13 protein-coding genes are annotated in these 15,649 nt (G+C 74.7%); 1 reads left to right on the plus strand and 12 read right to left on the minus strand.

Features of this window, described 5'->3' with window-relative positions; genetic code table 11:
• Window positions 1-10 precede the first annotated feature (10 nt).
• Entirely contained in the window at window positions 11-958 is a 948-nt protein-coding gene (locus tag I4I78_RS09250) for a LysR family transcriptional regulator (RefSeq protein WP_218610829.1), read from the minus strand.
• 72 nt (window positions 959-1,030) lie between these two features.
• On the opposite strand from I4I78_RS09250, the gene I4I78_RS09255 reads away from it, so the two are divergent.
• A complete protein-coding gene (locus tag I4I78_RS09255; protein ID WP_218610830.1) occupies window positions 1,031-1,417 on the plus strand; it encodes a hypothetical protein in 387 nt (128 codons plus the stop codon).
• 19 nt (window positions 1,418-1,436) lie between these two features.
• On the opposite strand, the gene ileS is transcribed toward I4I78_RS09255, so the two are convergent.
• From ileS to I4I78_RS09310, 11 genes are all read right to left on the minus strand, one after another.
• Entirely contained in the window at window positions 1,437-4,700 is a 3,264-nt protein-coding gene (ileS, locus tag I4I78_RS09260; RefSeq protein ID WP_218610831.1) for an isoleucine--tRNA ligase, read from the minus strand.
• Window positions 4,701-4,995: 295 nt separating this feature from the next.
• Window positions 4,996-6,612 carry a hypothetical protein gene (locus tag I4I78_RS09265; protein WP_218610832.1) on the minus strand — a complete coding sequence of 539 codons (1,617 nt, stop codon included), beginning with the start codon at window positions 6,610-6,612 and terminating at the stop codon, window positions 4,996-4,998.
• 76 nt (window positions 6,613-6,688) lie between these two features.
• Entirely contained in the window at window positions 6,689-7,552 is an 864-nt protein-coding gene (locus I4I78_RS09270; RefSeq protein WP_218610833.1) for a DivIVA domain-containing protein, read from the minus strand.
• A gap of 46 nt (window positions 7,553-7,598) precedes the next feature.
• Entirely contained in the window at window positions 7,599-7,895 is a 297-nt protein-coding gene (locus I4I78_RS09275; protein WP_218610834.1) for a YggT family protein, read from the minus strand.
• A 3-nt stretch (window positions 7,896-7,898) separates the two neighbouring features.
• Window positions 7,899-8,651 (minus strand): cell division protein SepF, encoded by a 753-nt coding sequence (locus I4I78_RS09280; RefSeq protein ID WP_218610835.1) that lies wholly within the window; start codon window positions 8,649-8,651, stop codon window positions 7,899-7,901.
• A 78-nt stretch (window positions 8,652-8,729) separates the two neighbouring features.
• Window positions 8,730-9,476 (minus strand): YggS family pyridoxal phosphate-dependent enzyme, encoded by a 747-nt coding sequence (locus I4I78_RS09285; protein WP_218610836.1) that lies wholly within the window; start codon window positions 9,474-9,476, stop codon window positions 8,730-8,732.
• Between the two features lie 24 nt (window positions 9,477-9,500).
• A complete protein-coding gene (gene pgeF / locus I4I78_RS09290; protein ID WP_218610837.1) occupies window positions 9,501-10,217 on the minus strand; it encodes a peptidoglycan editing factor PgeF in 717 nt (238 codons plus the stop codon).
• A complete protein-coding gene (gene ftsZ / locus I4I78_RS09295; RefSeq protein WP_218610838.1) occupies window positions 10,217-11,710 on the minus strand; it encodes a cell division protein FtsZ in 1,494 nt (497 codons plus the stop codon). Before ftsZ ends, pgeF begins: the two co-directional genes overlap by 1 nt.
• Window positions 11,711-11,955: 245 nt before the next feature.
• Entirely contained in the window at window positions 11,956-13,023 is a 1,068-nt protein-coding gene (locus tag I4I78_RS09300) for a cell division protein FtsQ/DivIB (RefSeq protein ID WP_218610839.1), read from the minus strand.
• Window positions 13,020-14,516, minus strand: coding sequence for a UDP-N-acetylmuramate--L-alanine ligase (murC, locus tag I4I78_RS09305; RefSeq protein ID WP_218610840.1), 1,497 nt, complete (start codon window positions 14,514-14,516; stop codon window positions 13,020-13,022). The genes I4I78_RS09300 and murC overlap by 4 nt, the downstream gene beginning before the upstream one ends.
• On the minus strand, window positions 14,513-15,631 hold the full coding sequence (locus tag I4I78_RS09310) for a glycosyltransferase (RefSeq protein WP_218610842.1): 1,119 nt from the start codon (window positions 15,629-15,631) through the stop codon (window positions 14,513-14,515). Before I4I78_RS09310 ends, murC begins: the two co-directional genes overlap by 4 nt.
• Window positions 15,632-15,649: the final 18 nt, after the last annotated feature.

Here is a 15,649-nt window from a genome sequence, read left to right on the forward strand (position 1 = left end):
ACGGTCACGGTCAACGGCCGGCGACGGGTTCCGGGGCGGCCAGCCGCGTCGCCGCCCGGGCCAGCGCGTCCAGGCCCAGGGCGATCGGGTGCTGCCCGGCGCTGCCGCGGCGGACGCAGGTGAGCAGCCGCCGGCGCGGGGTCGGGCCGTCGCGCAGCGGGACCCGCACCACGGGCAGCTCGCCCGGGATCCGCACGAACCGCGGCACCAGCGCCACCCCGAACCCGTGCGACACCAGGGAGGCGACCGCGGCCCACTCCCGCACCTCGTGCGCGACCCGCGGGCGGAACCCGGCGGCCGCGCACGCGACCAGCGCGAGCTCGTGCTGGTCGCAGCTGCCCTGCGCGGCCAGCACCCAGGGCTCGTCGGCGGCCGCGTCCAGGGTCGCCCCCGCCGTCGTCCCGAGCTGGTCCGCGAGCCGGTGCCCGACCGGCACGAGCAGGTCCTGCGGCTCGTCGAGCAGCGGGGCCTGCTCGAACCGCGGGTCCTCGGTCGGCGGTCCGTCCAGGTTCGGCACGATCACGGCGATGTCGACGTCGCCGGAGAGCACCTGCTCGAGCGCCTCGGTCGTCTCGAGCTCGGTGATCGCGACGTCCAGGCGCGGCTCGTGGACGCGCAGGTCGGCCACTGCCGGGGCGACGACCATGTCCAGGCCCGACGGGAACCCGCTGACGGTCAGCACCCCGCCGGCCCAGTCCGCGTGCCCGGCCACCTCGTCACGGGCGGCCTCCCAGCGGGCCGCGAGCTCGTCGGCGTGCCGGATCAGCGCGTGCGCGGCCGGGCTGAGCCGGACCCCGCGCCCGTCCGGGACCAGCAGCTCCACCCCGACCTCACGGGCGAGCCCGCGCAGCTGCTGGGACACCGCGGACGGTGTGAGGTGCAGTGACCGGGCCGCCGCGGTGACGGTCCCGACGTGGTGGACCACGCGCAGTACCTGCACCCGTCGCAGATCAATCATGAAGCCAGTTTGCACGGTCACATCGAGGAACGTGAAATGGACTTTCGTAGTCCGCGACCGGATCCTGGTGCCATGACGTCACAGCCCTCTCCCGGCGCCGCACCGGGGACGCCGCCCACCACGTTCCTGCCGGTCCTGGGATGGCTGGCGCTGATGATCGTCGCCACGGCCGTCGCGATCGCCCTGCCCGCGCGTGCCCTGGTCCCGCTGCTCCTGCTGGGGTTGTTCGTCGGAGGCGTCACCCGGGTCGGGATCTGGGTCGTCGGGAACCGCTCGGGCGCGGCGGCCACCGCCACGGCGGCGCGCGCCGGGGCCGGTGCCACCGCGACCGGTCTCGGCGTGGCCGGCCTGACCCTGCTGGTCGGACCGGCCACACCCGACGTCCTCGCCGGAGCCATCCTGGTCACCGGGCTCTACCTCGCGCTCACCCGGATCGGCCTGTTCCTCGGCCGTCCCTGACCCGGCTGTTCCGGCCGGGTCAGGGACGCGCGGCCCGGGCGTGCAGGGTGACGGTGGCCCCGTCCGGCGCGACCACCGTGCCGGACGAGCCAGGGCCCGACGATCCAGGGCCCGACGATCCAGGGCCCGCGCCTGCCTCGTAGCCGACCGCGGAGGCCAGCACCTCGCCGGTCACGAACGCCTCGTGCGTGCGCACCGCGTCGAGCACCGCGTCCGGGCCGGACAGGGTCAGCGAGATCCGGTCGCTCACCTCGAGACCGGCCTCGCGACGGGCCTGCTGCACCACCCGCACGACGTCGCGGGCCGTGCCCTCGGCGGCCAGCTCCGGGGTGATCGCGGTGTCCAGCACGACCAGGCCGGAGTTGCCCGGGAGCGACACGGTGTGCTCGGGGTCGCGGGCCACCAGCTTCTCGGTGAACTCGCCCGTGAGCAGGTCGATCCCGCCGGCGGTGACCGTGCCGTCCGGGTTCGCGCTCCAGTCGCCGGCCTTCACCGCCCTGATGCACGTCTGCACGTCACCGCCCAGGCGCGGGCCGGCGGCGCGGGCGTTGACCGCGAGCTCGAAGCGCCCGTGTGCGGCCACGTCGTCGGTCAGCGCCACGTCGCGGACGTTGACCTCGTCGCGCAGCAGGTCGACGAACGGCTCCAGGGTCGCCGCGTCGGACGCGGCCACGGTGAGCCTCGGCAGCGGCTGACGCACCCGCACCTTCGACGACTTGCGCAGCGACAACGCCCCGGACGCGACCTGACGGACCCGGTCCATCGCGGCGGCCAGAGCCGGGTCGTGCGGCAGGTTCCCGCCACGGGAGCCCGCGCTCGTCGACTTCGGGTCCGGCCCGCCCGGCCAGTCGGTGAGGTGCACCGAGCGCCCGCCGGTCAGGCCCTGCCAGATCTTCTCCATGGTCAGCGGCAGCAGCGGCGCAGCGACCCGGCAGGTCACCTCCAGCACCGTGTGCAGCGTGTCGATCGCGTCCGGGTCGCCGGCCCAGAACCGGTCCCGCGAGCGGCGCACGTACCAGTTGGTGAGCACCTCGGCGTGGTCGCGGATCTTGTCGCAGGCACCGGCGATGTCGTAGACCTCCATCGCATCGGTCACCCCGTCGACCAGGTCCGCGGTCTTGGCCAGCACGTAGCGGTCCAGGATGTGGCGCGCCGCCTGCTCGCCCGGCTGCGCCGTCGATACCGGGTCGGACAGCGACCGCCCGGTCCGTCCGGCCGCGGAGGCGTAGAGCGACAGGAAGTACCAGGTGTTCCACAGCGGCAGGATCGCCTGGCGCACGCCCTCCCGGATCCCCTGCTCGGTGACGACCAGGTTCCCGCCGCGCAGGATGGGGCTCGCCATCAGGAACCAGCGCATCGCGTCCGAGCCGTCGCGGTCGAACACCTCGTTGACATCCGGGTAGTTCTTGCGCGACTTCGACATCTTCGCGCCGTCGTCGCCGAGCACGATGCCGTGCGCGACGCAGCTGCGAAACGCCGGCCGGTCGAACAGCGCGGTGGCCAGCACGTGCAGCGTGTAGAACCAGCCGCGCGTCTGGCCGTTGTACTCGACGATGAAGTCGCCCGGGTAGTGGTGCTCGAACCAGTCCGCGTTCTCCATCGGGTAGTGCACCTGCGCGAACGGCATCGAGCCGGACTCGAACCAGCAGTCGAGCACCTCCGGCACCCGGCGCATGGTGCTCGCGCCCGTGGGGTCGTCCGGGTTGGGGCGGGTCAGCTCGTCGACGTAGGGCCGGTGCAGGTCGTGCGGGCGGACCCCGAAGTCGCGCTCGAGCTCGTCGAGCGAGCCGTACACGTCGGTGCGCGGGTAGCGCGGGTCGTCGGAGACCCAGACCGGGATCGGGCTGCCCCAGTACCGGTTGCGGGAGATCGCCCAGTCCCGGGCGCCCTCGAGCCACTTGCCGAACTGGCCGTCGCGGACGTTGGCCGGGGTCCAGTCGATCTGCTGGTTGAGCTCGACCATCCGGTCCCGGAACGCCGTGACCTGCACGAACCAGGAGTCGACGGCGCGCTGGATCAGCGGGTTCTGACAGCGCCAGCAGTGCGGGTACGGGTGGTCGTAGGTCTCGTGCCGGAGAAGGACGCCCTGGACATGGGGCGAGACGGCGTCGCGCAGGTCGCGGATGATCTGCGGGTTCGCGTCGAACACCTGCATCCCGGCGTACGGCGGCACCTCGGTGGTGAACTCGCCGCGGGTGTCCACCGGCACCACGACCTCGATCCCGGCCGCGTCGGTGACCTCCTTGTCCTCCTCGCCGAACGCGGGCGCGATGTGCACCAGCCCGGTGCCGTCCTCGGTGGTGACATAGTCCGCCGCGAGCACCCGGTGGGCGTTCTCACGGCCGACGAAGAAGTCGAACGGCGGGGTGTAGGACAGGCCCAGCAGGTCGCGACCGGTGTAGTGGCCGAGCACCTCCGGCTCCTCGCCCAGCTCGCGGGCGTAGGCCCCGACCCGGGCCGCGGCCATGACGTAGCGCTCGCCGTTCGCGGCGACCAGCACGTAGTCCACGTCCGGGTGCACCGCGACGGCCAGGTTCGACGGGAGCGTCCACGGGGTCGTCGTCCAGACCAGGGCCAGCGCTCCGTCCAGGTCCGATCCGTTGCCGGTCAGGCGCAGCCCGACGGTGACGGCCGGGTCCTGGCGGTCGAGGTAGACGTCGTCCATCTTCGTCTCGGTCGCCGACAGCGGCGTCTCGCAGCGCCAGCAGTACCAGAGCACCCGGAACCCGGCGTAGACCAGACCCTTGTCCCACAAGGTCTTGAAGGCCCACATGACCGATTCCATGTAGTCCGGGTCGAGCGTCTTGTAGTCGTTGTCGAAGTCGACCCAGCGCGCCTGGCGGGTGACGTAGTCGCGCCACTCGCCGGTGTAGCGCAGCACCGAGGTCCGGCAGGCCTCGTTGAACGCGGCCACACCCATCTCGTCGATCTCGGACTTGTGCTTGATGCCGAGCTGGTGCTCGGTCTCCACCTCGGCGGGCAGCCCGTGGGTGTCCCAGCCGAAACGGCGTTCCACCCGGCGCCCGCGCATGGTGCGGTAGCGCGGGACGACGTCCTTGACGTACCCGGTCAGCAGGTGCCCGTAGTGCGGGAGGCCGTTCGCGAACGGGGGGCCGTCGTAGAAGACGTACTCGTTGTCGCCGTTCGTCCCGGCGGGCCGCTGTGCGACCGAGGCGCGGAACGTGTCGTCGACGTCCCAGGCCCGCAGGATCTCCCGCTCGGTGTCCGGGAAGGACGGGTGCGCGTCGACGGTCGGGTACGCGGCGGGGTTCTCATCGCTCACGGCGGCTGCTCCTCGTGCGGGTGCGGTCAGCTCCTCACACGGGGACGACGCCGCCTGGTCGGCGATGCCGCGGTACCACCCCGCTTGCACGCCGCCGCTCGCGCGGACGGCGTGCCGCTTCCTTCGACGGCGATGACGGGCCGCGTCCGTCCGGTTCTACTCCGGTGCGCCCCGCCGCGTGCGGGGGCGCCCGTTTCTTCCGGAGGCTCCCCGGTGATGGCCGGATCGACGCCTGTGCAGACCAGGGTAGCGCGGTCGCGCCACCCGGTTACCCGGGCCGGTACCCGAGCGGCCCCTAGCGGACCTGCGCCGGGTGCCGTTCCCCGAGCGTGCGGTTCGGCGAGCACCAGCCGCACGGGGTGAACCCGAGCTCGACGGCCTCGCTGACCGGCAGCGGGATCACCGCCTGTCCGGGCAGGGACCGGCAGCCCTGCACGTGGTAGCGCGGGTGCTCGTCGATGACGACGACCTCGTCCGGCAGCCGGGCGACGAGCGAGGCCGTGGTCGGGTCGCGCGGCTCCTCGGGAGCCTCGCCCAGCGGCGCACCCGCGGCGGCCGCGGCACCTCCGGCCGGGGCCCCTCCGACCGGGGCCCCACCGACCGGGCCACTGTCGGCGGCGTCACCGCCCGCGGGCCGCTCGGCCTGTCCGGCGGGGGCCTGTCCGGCGGGGGCCTGTCCGGCGGGGGCCTGTCCCGCACCCCGCGGCTCGAGCATGGCGGTGCGCTCCGCGGATCCGGCGGATCCCTCGGGGGTGCCGGTTCCGGCGACGGCCTGACCGGCCGGATCCTGGTTCCCTGCGGAGCGCCCACCGGGTGCGGAGTCCGCCGGGGGCACCGACGCCGCACGGTCCGACTCCTGGCCGGCACCGACGTCCTGCGCGGACGCCGCCGCACCGGCCGAGGACGCGCCGGATCCCGTGCCGGAGGTGTCTCCCGGCGCCGTGTCTCCCCGCGGCGTGTCTCCCGGCGGCGTGTCTCCCGGCGAGGAGGTGCCGGCGGACGCGACTGCTGTGTCGCCGTCGTCCGGGTCGCCGCCACGACCCGAGCCCGCGACACCGCCCATTACCGCCGCACCGGCCGCGGCGGCACCGAGACCCGCCGCTGCGGTACCGGCGCCGGGTCCGGAACCCGTCGCCGCGTCGGCGTCCTTCCCGGAGGAAGCGTCGGTGGAGCCCGCTGCAGAGCCCACAGAGGAGCCCGCGGGGGAACCGGCAGCGGAGCCGGCGGCCGTCTCGGACGGCGTTGCGCCGCCCTCCGCCCGCGACGTTCCGTGATCAACTTCGCCGGCGGTCGCACCACCGGCGGCCGCCGTGGATGCCTCCGACGAGGTCGACGACCTCGACCCTTCCGTGGAACCGTCCTCCGTCGAGGCGGGCTCTTCGGTCACGCTCTGTGACGAAAGTCCACTCGATCGGGAAACGCCGGAAGGTACGTCAGCAGAGCCGGACGGTCTGACGACCGGCATCACGATGGTCTGGTCGGACGCGTTCTCGGGGTCACCGGGACGCGCGTCCGCCGTCGGGTCCGACCCCGCGGACGGCGGCGACGCCGCCCCACGGGGGATGACCGGGAGCACCTGGGTGGCCGGTTCCATGTCCGCGGCGTACCGGTCGTCGTACCCGGTACCCGCGGCTCCCGCCGCTCCGGCGGCCCCGACGCCCACCGCACCGGCGCTCACGGCGCCGGCGCGGTCCTCGTCGGACCCGCGCCCCTGTGCCTGCTCGGCAGGGGCGAGCCCCTGCCGGCCCGCGCGCTCCGCGGATCTGGTCTGCAACCAGTCGTAGAGCAGCACGGCTCCCGCGATCAGGCTGATCCCCACCGACGCCCAGGCCAGCACCACAAGGTGCAGGAGCCAGCCGGCGAGCAGCAGGACCAGCGCGATCACAACGAGAATCAGAACGAGCACCAGCATCGGTGAACTCCGTCGTTCGGCAGCGGCACCCGGCCGCTCCCCCGGTCGTCGTCAGTCGTCCGGCGCAACCGGGAGGTCAGCTCCCGGTATCCGCCCTCTGGCCGTAACCCGAGGCGGCGTATCCGCCGTTCGAGGCCGAGCGTGCGGCGTCCGAGGCCGGCGCGGCCGACCCACGACCCTCGAGGTCCCGCAGCTGGGACTCCAGATAGGTCTTGAGGCGGGTGCGGTACTCCCGCTCGAACGTACGGAGCTCATCGATCTTCTTCTCCAGCACGGACTTGTCCCGCTGGATGGCGCCGATGATCTCGTTCTGCTTGCGTTCTGCCTCGCTGACCAGCGTCGCGGACTTCTCGCGGGACTGGCGCTCGAGCGTCTCGGCACGCGTCCGGGCGTCGTTGAGCATGGTCTCGGCACGCGCACGTGCGTCGTTGACCAGGCCGTCGGACTTGGTCCGGGCGTCGGAGAGGAGCTGCTCGGACTTGGTCCGGGCGTCCGACAGCATCGTGTCGGCCTCGTTCTTCGCCTCGGCGGTCAGCCGGTCGGCCATCTCCTGCGCCAGGCCGAGCACCTTCGCCGCCTGGACGTGGTGGTCGCCACCGTCCATGCCGGCGTCGGCCAGCTGCGGTGCCGGGGCGCCCGCAGCCATCCGCGGGGCCTCCGCAGCGCGCTGCATCGGCGGCTCCTGGCGTTGGAGCGCCTGGGTCTGCTGGGCGGGGACCGGCTGGGACCGGGCCTCCTCCAGGTCGGCCTCGGCGTCGCCGAGTCGCTGCTCCAGCGACGCGACCTGGTCTCGGAGGTCGTCGTTCTCCCCGATCAGTCGGGCCAGTTCGGCCTCGACCAGATCGAGGAAGGCGTCGACCTCGTCCTCGTTGTACCCCCGTTTCCCGATCGGGGGTTTGCTGAACGCGACGTTATGAACGTCGGCGGGCGTCAGCGGCATCGGATCACCTCATGCGGTCCTCGGCGGCAACCCGGGTGACTGGGGCTCACACCGGGAAGGGTGGCTTGGCAACGTTCATCAGGATGAACACCACAAGCAACAACACCATAATCGACAGGTCCAGTCCTACGCCGCCTATCCGGACGACGGGGATCACTCTCCGCAGCAACTTGACAGGAGGGTCGGTCGCCGTGAAGACGACCTCCATCGCGACCGCGCTGCCGCCCGCCGGGCGCCACTGGCGCGCGAACGTACGGACCATCTCGACGACGATCCGGGCCGCGAGCAGCAGCCAGAAGAAGAACAGGACGTAGTAGATCAAGAGCCTGATGAGGTCACCCACGGCTCAATCCTGCCGGAAAGTGCCACGCTCGGCGATCCTGCGGGCGTCGTCGGCCGACACCTCGATGTCCGCGGGGGTGAGCAGGAACACCCGGCTGGTGACCTTGTCGATCGACCCGCGGAGGGCGAATGCGAGCCCGGCGGCGAAGTCCACCAGGCGTTTTGCCGCCGCGTCGTCCAGTTCGGTCAGGTTCATGATGACCGGCACACCGTCGCGGTAGCGCTCGCCGATCGTGCGCGCCTCGTTGTAGCTGCGGGGCTGCAGAGTGGTGATCGTCGCAGGCCCCGACGGTGCCCGGTCGCGCTGCTCGGGCACGGGCGAGGGGGCCGGGACGGGCGCCATCGGACGCTCCGCGCGGACCGGCTCACGGTTCGCGTGGATGCTCTCCGGGTCCATCGCCAGCGCACCGCGGACGGGCGGTGCGGAGCCACCGGAGAACCCTCCGGATCCGTGCCCGGACGGGCCCGTGGGCTCCCTGTCCAGGTGGGATTCGGCACGGACGGCCCGCGCCGGGCGGGAAGCCTCGCGCGCCGGGCGGCCCGACCAGCCGTCGTCGAACGCCGTCGCGGAGTCCGACGTGTACTCGTTGTAGCCGTCGGGATCGGCGAACCGCCCTCCCGTGGGCGCCCAGCGGTCACCGCGGCTCCCGCCGTGGCCAGCCCGGGACGCGGCATACTGCTCCGGCTCGTCCACGAAGTCCATCTCGTCGGCAGGAACCATGCCGAAGTAGGCCTTGAGCCGGTACATCGCGCTCATCCGCTGCTCCCTCACACACGTCGTGTCCCCGCCACGCACCACCGGCAGATGTGATCTCGACGACCCGTCTACCAGCGATTACCGCGAGGTTATCCGCCGGTCCCCCACAAGGGCCGTTCCGACACGCACCACTGTCGATCCGTGACCGACGGCGGTCTCCAGGTCCCCGCTCATCCCGGCCGAGACCTCGGTCGCCCCGGGATGCGCGGCCCGCAGCCGCCCGGCCGCACCGGCGATCGCCGCGAACGCGCGGTCCGACTCGGAGCCCAGCGGCGCCACCGCCATCAGACCGTCCAGACGCAGCCCCGGCAGGCCCGCGACCAGGTCGGCGAGCTCGGCCAGGCCCTCGTCGGACACGCCACCGCGCTCCAGGTCGCCGTCCACGCTGTACTGCAGCAGCACCGGCAGCGGCCCGTCCCGGGAGCCGTCCTCGACCGCGGCCGAGGCCGCCCGGTCCAGCGCGCGGGCCAGCCGGGGCGAGTCGACCGACTCCACGCGGGTCACCCACGGGAGCACCAGCCGGACCTTGTTCCGTTGCAGCCCGCCGACGAAGTACCAGCGCGGCGAGGCGTCCGGGCGGAGCCCGGCGACCTCACCGGCCTTCGTCCCGGCCTCCTGCGCCCGGTTCTCCCCGAGGTCGGTGACACCGAGGTCGAGCAGGGTCGCGACGTCGGAGGCCGGGACGGTCTTGGTCACCGCCACCAGGGACACAGAGTCCCGCTCCCGCCCGGCGGCGGCGCAGGCGGCGTCGATCCGCTCGCGCACGGCCGCCAGGTTCCGGGCCAGCTCGTCGCGGCGCCGGTCGGGCCCCTCAGGTTCGTCCATGACCTCATCGTGCCGGGCCACGGGTCAGGCCGGGCGGGGGTCGAGCCAGGTGACCGCGGCCTGCCGGCCGCACCGGCCGTCGCGGCGGTGGCTGAACAGGTCCGGGTCCTCCATCGTGCAGCGCGGGTCGGTGCCGACCCGGGTCACGCCGAGGTCGGCGAGCCGGCGGGTCAGCCCCGCCCGCAGGTCCAGCCCGGCGGTGCCGGTGCGGGTCCGGGACGCGCTGCCCGGCAGCACGGCCTCGACCTCGTCGCGCATCGCGGCCGGGACCTCGTAGCAGCGCCCGCAGACGGCCGGGCCGAGCAGCACCTCGATCCGTTCCGGACGGGCGCCGAGCTCGGTCATCGCCGCGACCGTCGTGTCCAGTACGCCGTCCGCGGCGCCCCTGCGCCCGGCGTGCGCGGCGGCGACGACCCCGGCCGCGGGATCGCCGAGCAGCACCGGGACGCAGTCCGCCGCCAGGACCGCCACACCCAGCCCGGGTGTGGTGGTGACGACGGCGTCGGCGTCCGGGTGGTCCGGCGCGGTCGGGCGTGGGGCCTGCGAGACGACGGCCACGGCCGTGCCGTGCACCTGCTGCAGGAACACCGCTCCGGTCAGGCCCAGCTCGCGGACGAGCCGGAACCGGTTGCCCGCGACCGCGTCCGGGTCGTCGCCGACCCCGCGGGAGAGGTTGAACCGGGCAAACGGGCCGGTGGACCGGCCGCCCGCCCGGGTGGTCGTCACCCGGCGGACGCGCACTAGCGACGCATGAACGGCGGGACGTCCACCTCGTCGTCCGGGCCGTTGTCCGGGCCCGGGCGGGTCGAGGAGCTCACGGCGGAGGCGGGCTCGCCCGCGTACTCGCCGTGGTGCCGCGGGGCCTCCGCCGCCCGCGCGACGTCGGGCTGGCGCTGGACGGGCGGTGCGTACGGCGCGGCCGGGGGTAGGGTCCCGGCCTGGTTCTGGTTCTGGCCCGCGGGCGGCGCGACGACCGCCGGAAGCTCCGGCGCCGAGGCACGCGCGGCCGGGGTCTGCGGGGTCATCGGGTACTGCCCGGTGGCCCCGGTACCGCCGGAGACGGGGTTGCCGGACCCGGCACCGTTCGCCCCGGCGGCGTAGGAGCCGTTGCCGTGGTTGCCGTTCGTCGCGGGGGCGGACGTCGCCGGCGCGGACGGCGCCGCGGCGGAGACGGCGGCCGGGGAGTCGGCGGCCGGGACCGGGGCCGATTCGGCCTGCGCGGCCGAGTCGGCGGCGCGCTGGCCCGGCGACCGGAACGCCGCGGGCTCGAGCTTCTTGTGCGTGGGCGTGCCGCCCTCGAACCCGGCTGCTATCACGGTGACCCGCACCTCGTCGCCGAGCGAGTCGTCGATCACCGTGCCGAAGATGATGTTCGCTTCGGGGTGCGCCGCCTCCTGGACCAGCGACGCGGCCTCGTGGATCTCGAACAGGCCGAGGTCGGAGCCGCCGGCGATGGACAGCAGCACGCCCTGGGCGCCGTCCATCGACGCCTCCAGCAGCGGCGAGTTGATCGCCTTCTCGGCGGCCTGCACCGCCCGGCCCTCACCGCGCGCGGACCCTATGCCCATCAACGCGCTGCCCGCCCCGGACATGACGCTCTTGACGTCGGCGAAGTCGAGGTTGATCAGGCCGGGCGTGGTGATCAGGTTCGTGATGCCCTGCACACCGGAGAGCAGCACCTCGTCCGCGGAGCGGAACGCGTCCATCAGCGAGACCCCGACGTCACCGAGCTGCAGCAGCCGGTCGTTCGGGATGACGATCAGGGTGTCGCACTCGTTGCGCAGCGCCTGGATGCCGTCCTCGGCCTGCCCGGCGCGCCTGCGGCCCTCGAACGTGAACGGCCGGGTGACGACACCTATGGTCAGCGCGCCCAGCTTCCGGGCGATCGACGCGACGACGGGCGCGCCACCGGTACCGGTGCCGCCGCCCTCCCCCGCGGTGACGAAGACCATGTCGGCCCCCTTGAGGACCTCCTCGATCTCCTCGGCGTGGTCCTGCGCGGCCTGGCCGCCGACGTCCGGGTTCGCCCCGGCGCCGAGACCCCGGGTCAGCTCCCGGCCGATGTCGAGCTTCACGTCGGCGTCGGACATCAGGAGGGCCTGTGCGTCGGTGTTCACCGCGATGAACTCGACGCCCTTCAGGCCGACCTCGATCATCCGGTTGACGGCGTTCACGCCGCCGCCACCGATGCCGACGACCTTGATCACGGCCAGGTAGTTGTGCGGGGGCGTCATGGCGGCACCTTCCTCATCGCGCGGGGTCCGGTCCAGCTCCGGGTACCCCGGGCCTTCGGGGTCGAACGCTAGGTCCCGTCCGGTCGGCGGTCCAGCAGGCGCGCCGCGCGGGGACAACACCCCGTGTGGGTGTTTCTGCAGCGCCCGGCACCTGTGCGTGCCCGTCCGGGCACGCGCAGCGACATCGCGCAAGCCCCGTGTCCGGGTGATCGCCGTTCACCCGGCCGGGGACGGACCGTTCCCGATCATCGACGCACGGTCGGCAGGGCGGGGCTGGAGACGTCGTAGACCGAGCCCTCCCGGGACAGCAGCGGACCGATGATCGCCGTCTTCGCCGCGGTGTCCGCGGTCGTGTCGGCGGTCCGGGCCCAGCGCCCCCAGAGGACGCGGCGGTCCTCGGTGAGGTTCAGCTCGAGGGTCGTCCCCCCGGCGCCGAGCACCACCGTGTCGACCTGGTCGCGGACCGGGCCGGGCAGCGCGGCCAGCAACTCGACCGCGGCGGCGGTCGCCGGGTCGTCCGGCGCCACCCGGGGCAGGGCGAGCAGCGGCAGCCGGGGCGCCTGCGGCGGCGCCGCGCGGTAGGCGAGCCCGGTCGCATCGACCAGCCGGCGCCCGCCGGGCGCGTCGGCGACCGCGACCGGGGCGCGTTCGGTGACCGTCACCGTCAGCGCGTCCGGCCAGCTGCGCCCGACCTCGACGCTCGCGACGCCGGGGATCCCGGCCACCCGGGCCCGCACCCCACCGGTGTCCACCGACGCGAGCGAGGTGCCGGGGTCGACGCCGGCGGCCGCGCGCACGTCGGCTGCGGTGACGGCGCGGTTGCCGTCGACCCGCACCTCGGACACGGCGGGGCCGAACCGGCCCAGCGCCCACCACGCCCCGGCGGCCAGGGCCGCCAGCAGCACCGCGGCCACGACGAGGCCTCCGACGAGCCGGCGACGCCGGTAGCGCGCGCGCTCCGCGGGCGGACGGGCCGCGCGGGTCGGCCGGGGGGTGGACGGCCGGGCGGACTTCTCTGCCGCCGACCGGTCGGCGCCGGACCGGTCGCCGCCGGACCCCTCGGCGCCGGACCCGGCCCGTTCCGCGGCGCGTCGCTCGCGCAGCGTGCGGGCCCGCTCGGCAGCGCGCCGCTGCTGTTCCGGGGTACGGGGACTCTTCTCCCCCACCACCTCCGGCCCGGGCGCGGTCTCCTGCCCCGGTGCCGCCTCCGCACCCGGTGCGGACTTCTTCCTCGTTCCCGGCGCGGCCTTCCTCGCGCCCGCGGAGGCGTCCCGGCCGGACCGGCGCCCGCCGCGTCCGCCCGGGCCGGTCATCGCTGCTGCCCCGCCCCGGGCTCCGGCCGGGCCGGGACGCCGGCGCCGTCCAGCTCGCGCAGGATCTCCGGGCCGAGCACGGTGACGTCGCCGGCACCCATCGTGATCACCATGTCGCCGTCGGTGGCGAGCGCGGCGATCGCGGCCGGGACCCTCTCCCAGGACGGGGCGCGGTGCACCCGCTCGGCCGGGAGCCGGACGGCGTCGGTGACCAGCGCCGAGCTGACCCCGGGTTCGGGGTCCTCCCGGGCGCCGTAGATGTCGAGCACCATCACCTCGTCGGCCAGCGACAGCGCCTCGCCGAACTCGGTGGCGAACGCGGCGGTCCGCGAGTACAGGTGCGGCTGGAACGCGACCAGGACCCGTCCCCGGCTCCCGTGCCCGGCGCCGGCGGCCTCGCGTGCGGCGCGCAGGGTCGCGGCGACCTCGGTCGGGTGGTGGGCGTAGTCGTCGTACACGGTGACGCCGCCGGCGCGGCCCTTGAACTCGAACCGGCGCTGCACGCCGTCGAAGCCGCTCAGTCCCTCGACCAGGCACGCGGTGTCCACGCCCAGCTCGACCCCGGCCAGGTAGGCGCCCAGCGCGTTGAGCGCCATGTGCTCGCCGGGCACGCCGAGGCGCAGCTCGAGCTCCTCGCCGCGGTGCCGGAAACGGACCCGGGACCCGAAACCGTCCGGTGCGAACTCCAGCAGGCGCGCGTCGGAGCCGCCCGCCGCGGTGCGCCCGTAGCGGCGCACCGTCGTCCCGGCGTCCTCGGCCGTGCGGGCCAGCCGGTCCGCGCCCGGGTCGTCGGCGCAGGTGATCAGCACCCCGCCGGGGGTGAGCCGGGCCAGGAAGCGGTCGAACACGGCCCGGTAGGCCGCCTCGTCGCCGTGGTGGTCCAGGTGGTCGGGCTCGATGTTGGTGACGACCGCGACCGACGGCGCGAACGCGGTGAACGACCCGTCGCTCTCGTCGGCCTCGACCACGAACACGTCACCGCTGCCGTGGTGGGCCCCGGTTCCCGACGCCGTGAGGTCCCCGCCGATCGCGAACGACGGGTCGAGCCCGCAGTGCTGCAGCGCGACCGTGGCCATCGAGGTGGTGGACGTCTTGCCGTGCGTCCCGGCGATCGCGACCAGCCGGCGGCCCACGGTCAGGGCGGCCAGGGCGGTGGCCCGGTGCACGACCGGCAGGCCGCGCTCGCGGGCCGCGGCCAGCTCGGGGTTCGTCTCGCGGATCGCGGTCGACACGACGACGGTCGGGGACCCGTCGAGCCGGCCCCCGCCGAGCAGGTCCAGGTTCGCCGCGTCGTGCCCGACCGCGACCGTCGCGCCGAGCGTGCGCAGCGCGAGGACCGGGCGCGAGTCACGGGCGTCGGATCCGGAGACCGCGACGCCGCGGGCCAGCAGGATCCGGGCGATGCCGCTCATCCCGGCGCCGCCGATGCCGATCAGGTGCACGTGCTCCCCGAGGCCGGGGACGGACGGGAGTGGGCGCTCCGGGGCGCTCATCGGCGGATCACGTCCAGCACGATCCGGGCCATCCGCTCGTCGGCGTCGCCGTGCCCGGCGGCGCGGGCATTGCGGCCCATGTCCAGGGCCCGGCCCGGGTCGGTGAGCAGCGGCATCAGCTCGGACAGGGCGCGGTCGCCGGTCAGCTCGTCGTCCGGCACCAGGCGCCCGCCGCCGGCCGCCACGACCGGGCCGCAGTTGAGCGCCTGCTCGCCGTTGCCGTGCGGCAGCGGGACGTACACCGCGGGCAGCCCGACGGCGGTCAGCTCGGCCACCGTGGTCATCCCGCTGCGCCCGAGCACGACGTCGGCGGCGGCGTAGGCCAGGTCCATCCGGTCGATGTAGGGCAGCGGCCGGTAGCCGGGCATCGGCGGCGCGGGGGTGCCGCTGCGGCCGTGCGCGTGCAGCACCGCGACCCCGGCGTGCACCAGCGCGGGCAGCGCCGCGGCGACGGCGGAGTTCAGCGTGCGGGCACCCTGCGAGCCGCCGAAGACCAGCAGCACCGGGCCGCCCGGCGGCAGCCCGAAGTGCGCGCGGGCCTGCCCGCGCAGCGCCGCCCGGTCCAGCCCGGTGATCGAGCGCCGCAGCGGCATCCCGACCACCTGCTCGTTCGCCAGCCCGGTGCCCTCGACGGCCACGCCGACGGCCGAGGCGAACCGCGACCCGACCTTGTTGGCCAGGCCGGCACGGGCGTTCGCCTCGTGCACCACGACCGGTACCCGCCCGCGGGCGCCGAGGTAGGCCGGCAGCGCGACGAACCCCCCGAACCCGACGACGACGTCGGCGTGGGTCTGCTCGAGCACCTCCCGCACCCGCGAGACCGCGCCCCGGACCCGTCCGGGCAGCCTGAGCAGGTCGCCGCTGGGCTTGCGCGGCAGCGGCACCGGCGGGATCAGCTCCAGCTTGTAGCCCCGCGCCGGGATGAGCTGGGTGTCCAGGCCCCGCTCCGTGCCCAGCGCCGTGACCGTGGCGGACGGGACCAGCCGCCGGATCGCGTCGGCGACGGCCAGCGCGGGCTCGATGTGCCCGGCCGACCCGCCCCCGGCGACGACGACCGAGGGCCCGTGACCGCTGCCGCCCGCGCCGTTCGCGGCGCCCATGCCGCGGATCTCCATCGTGCGGTCGTCGGGGCC

This window comes from Pseudonocardia sp. KRD291 (assembly GCF_019263595.1).
Taxonomy (GTDB): Bacteria; Actinomycetota; Actinomycetes; order Mycobacteriales; family Pseudonocardiaceae; genus Pseudonocardia.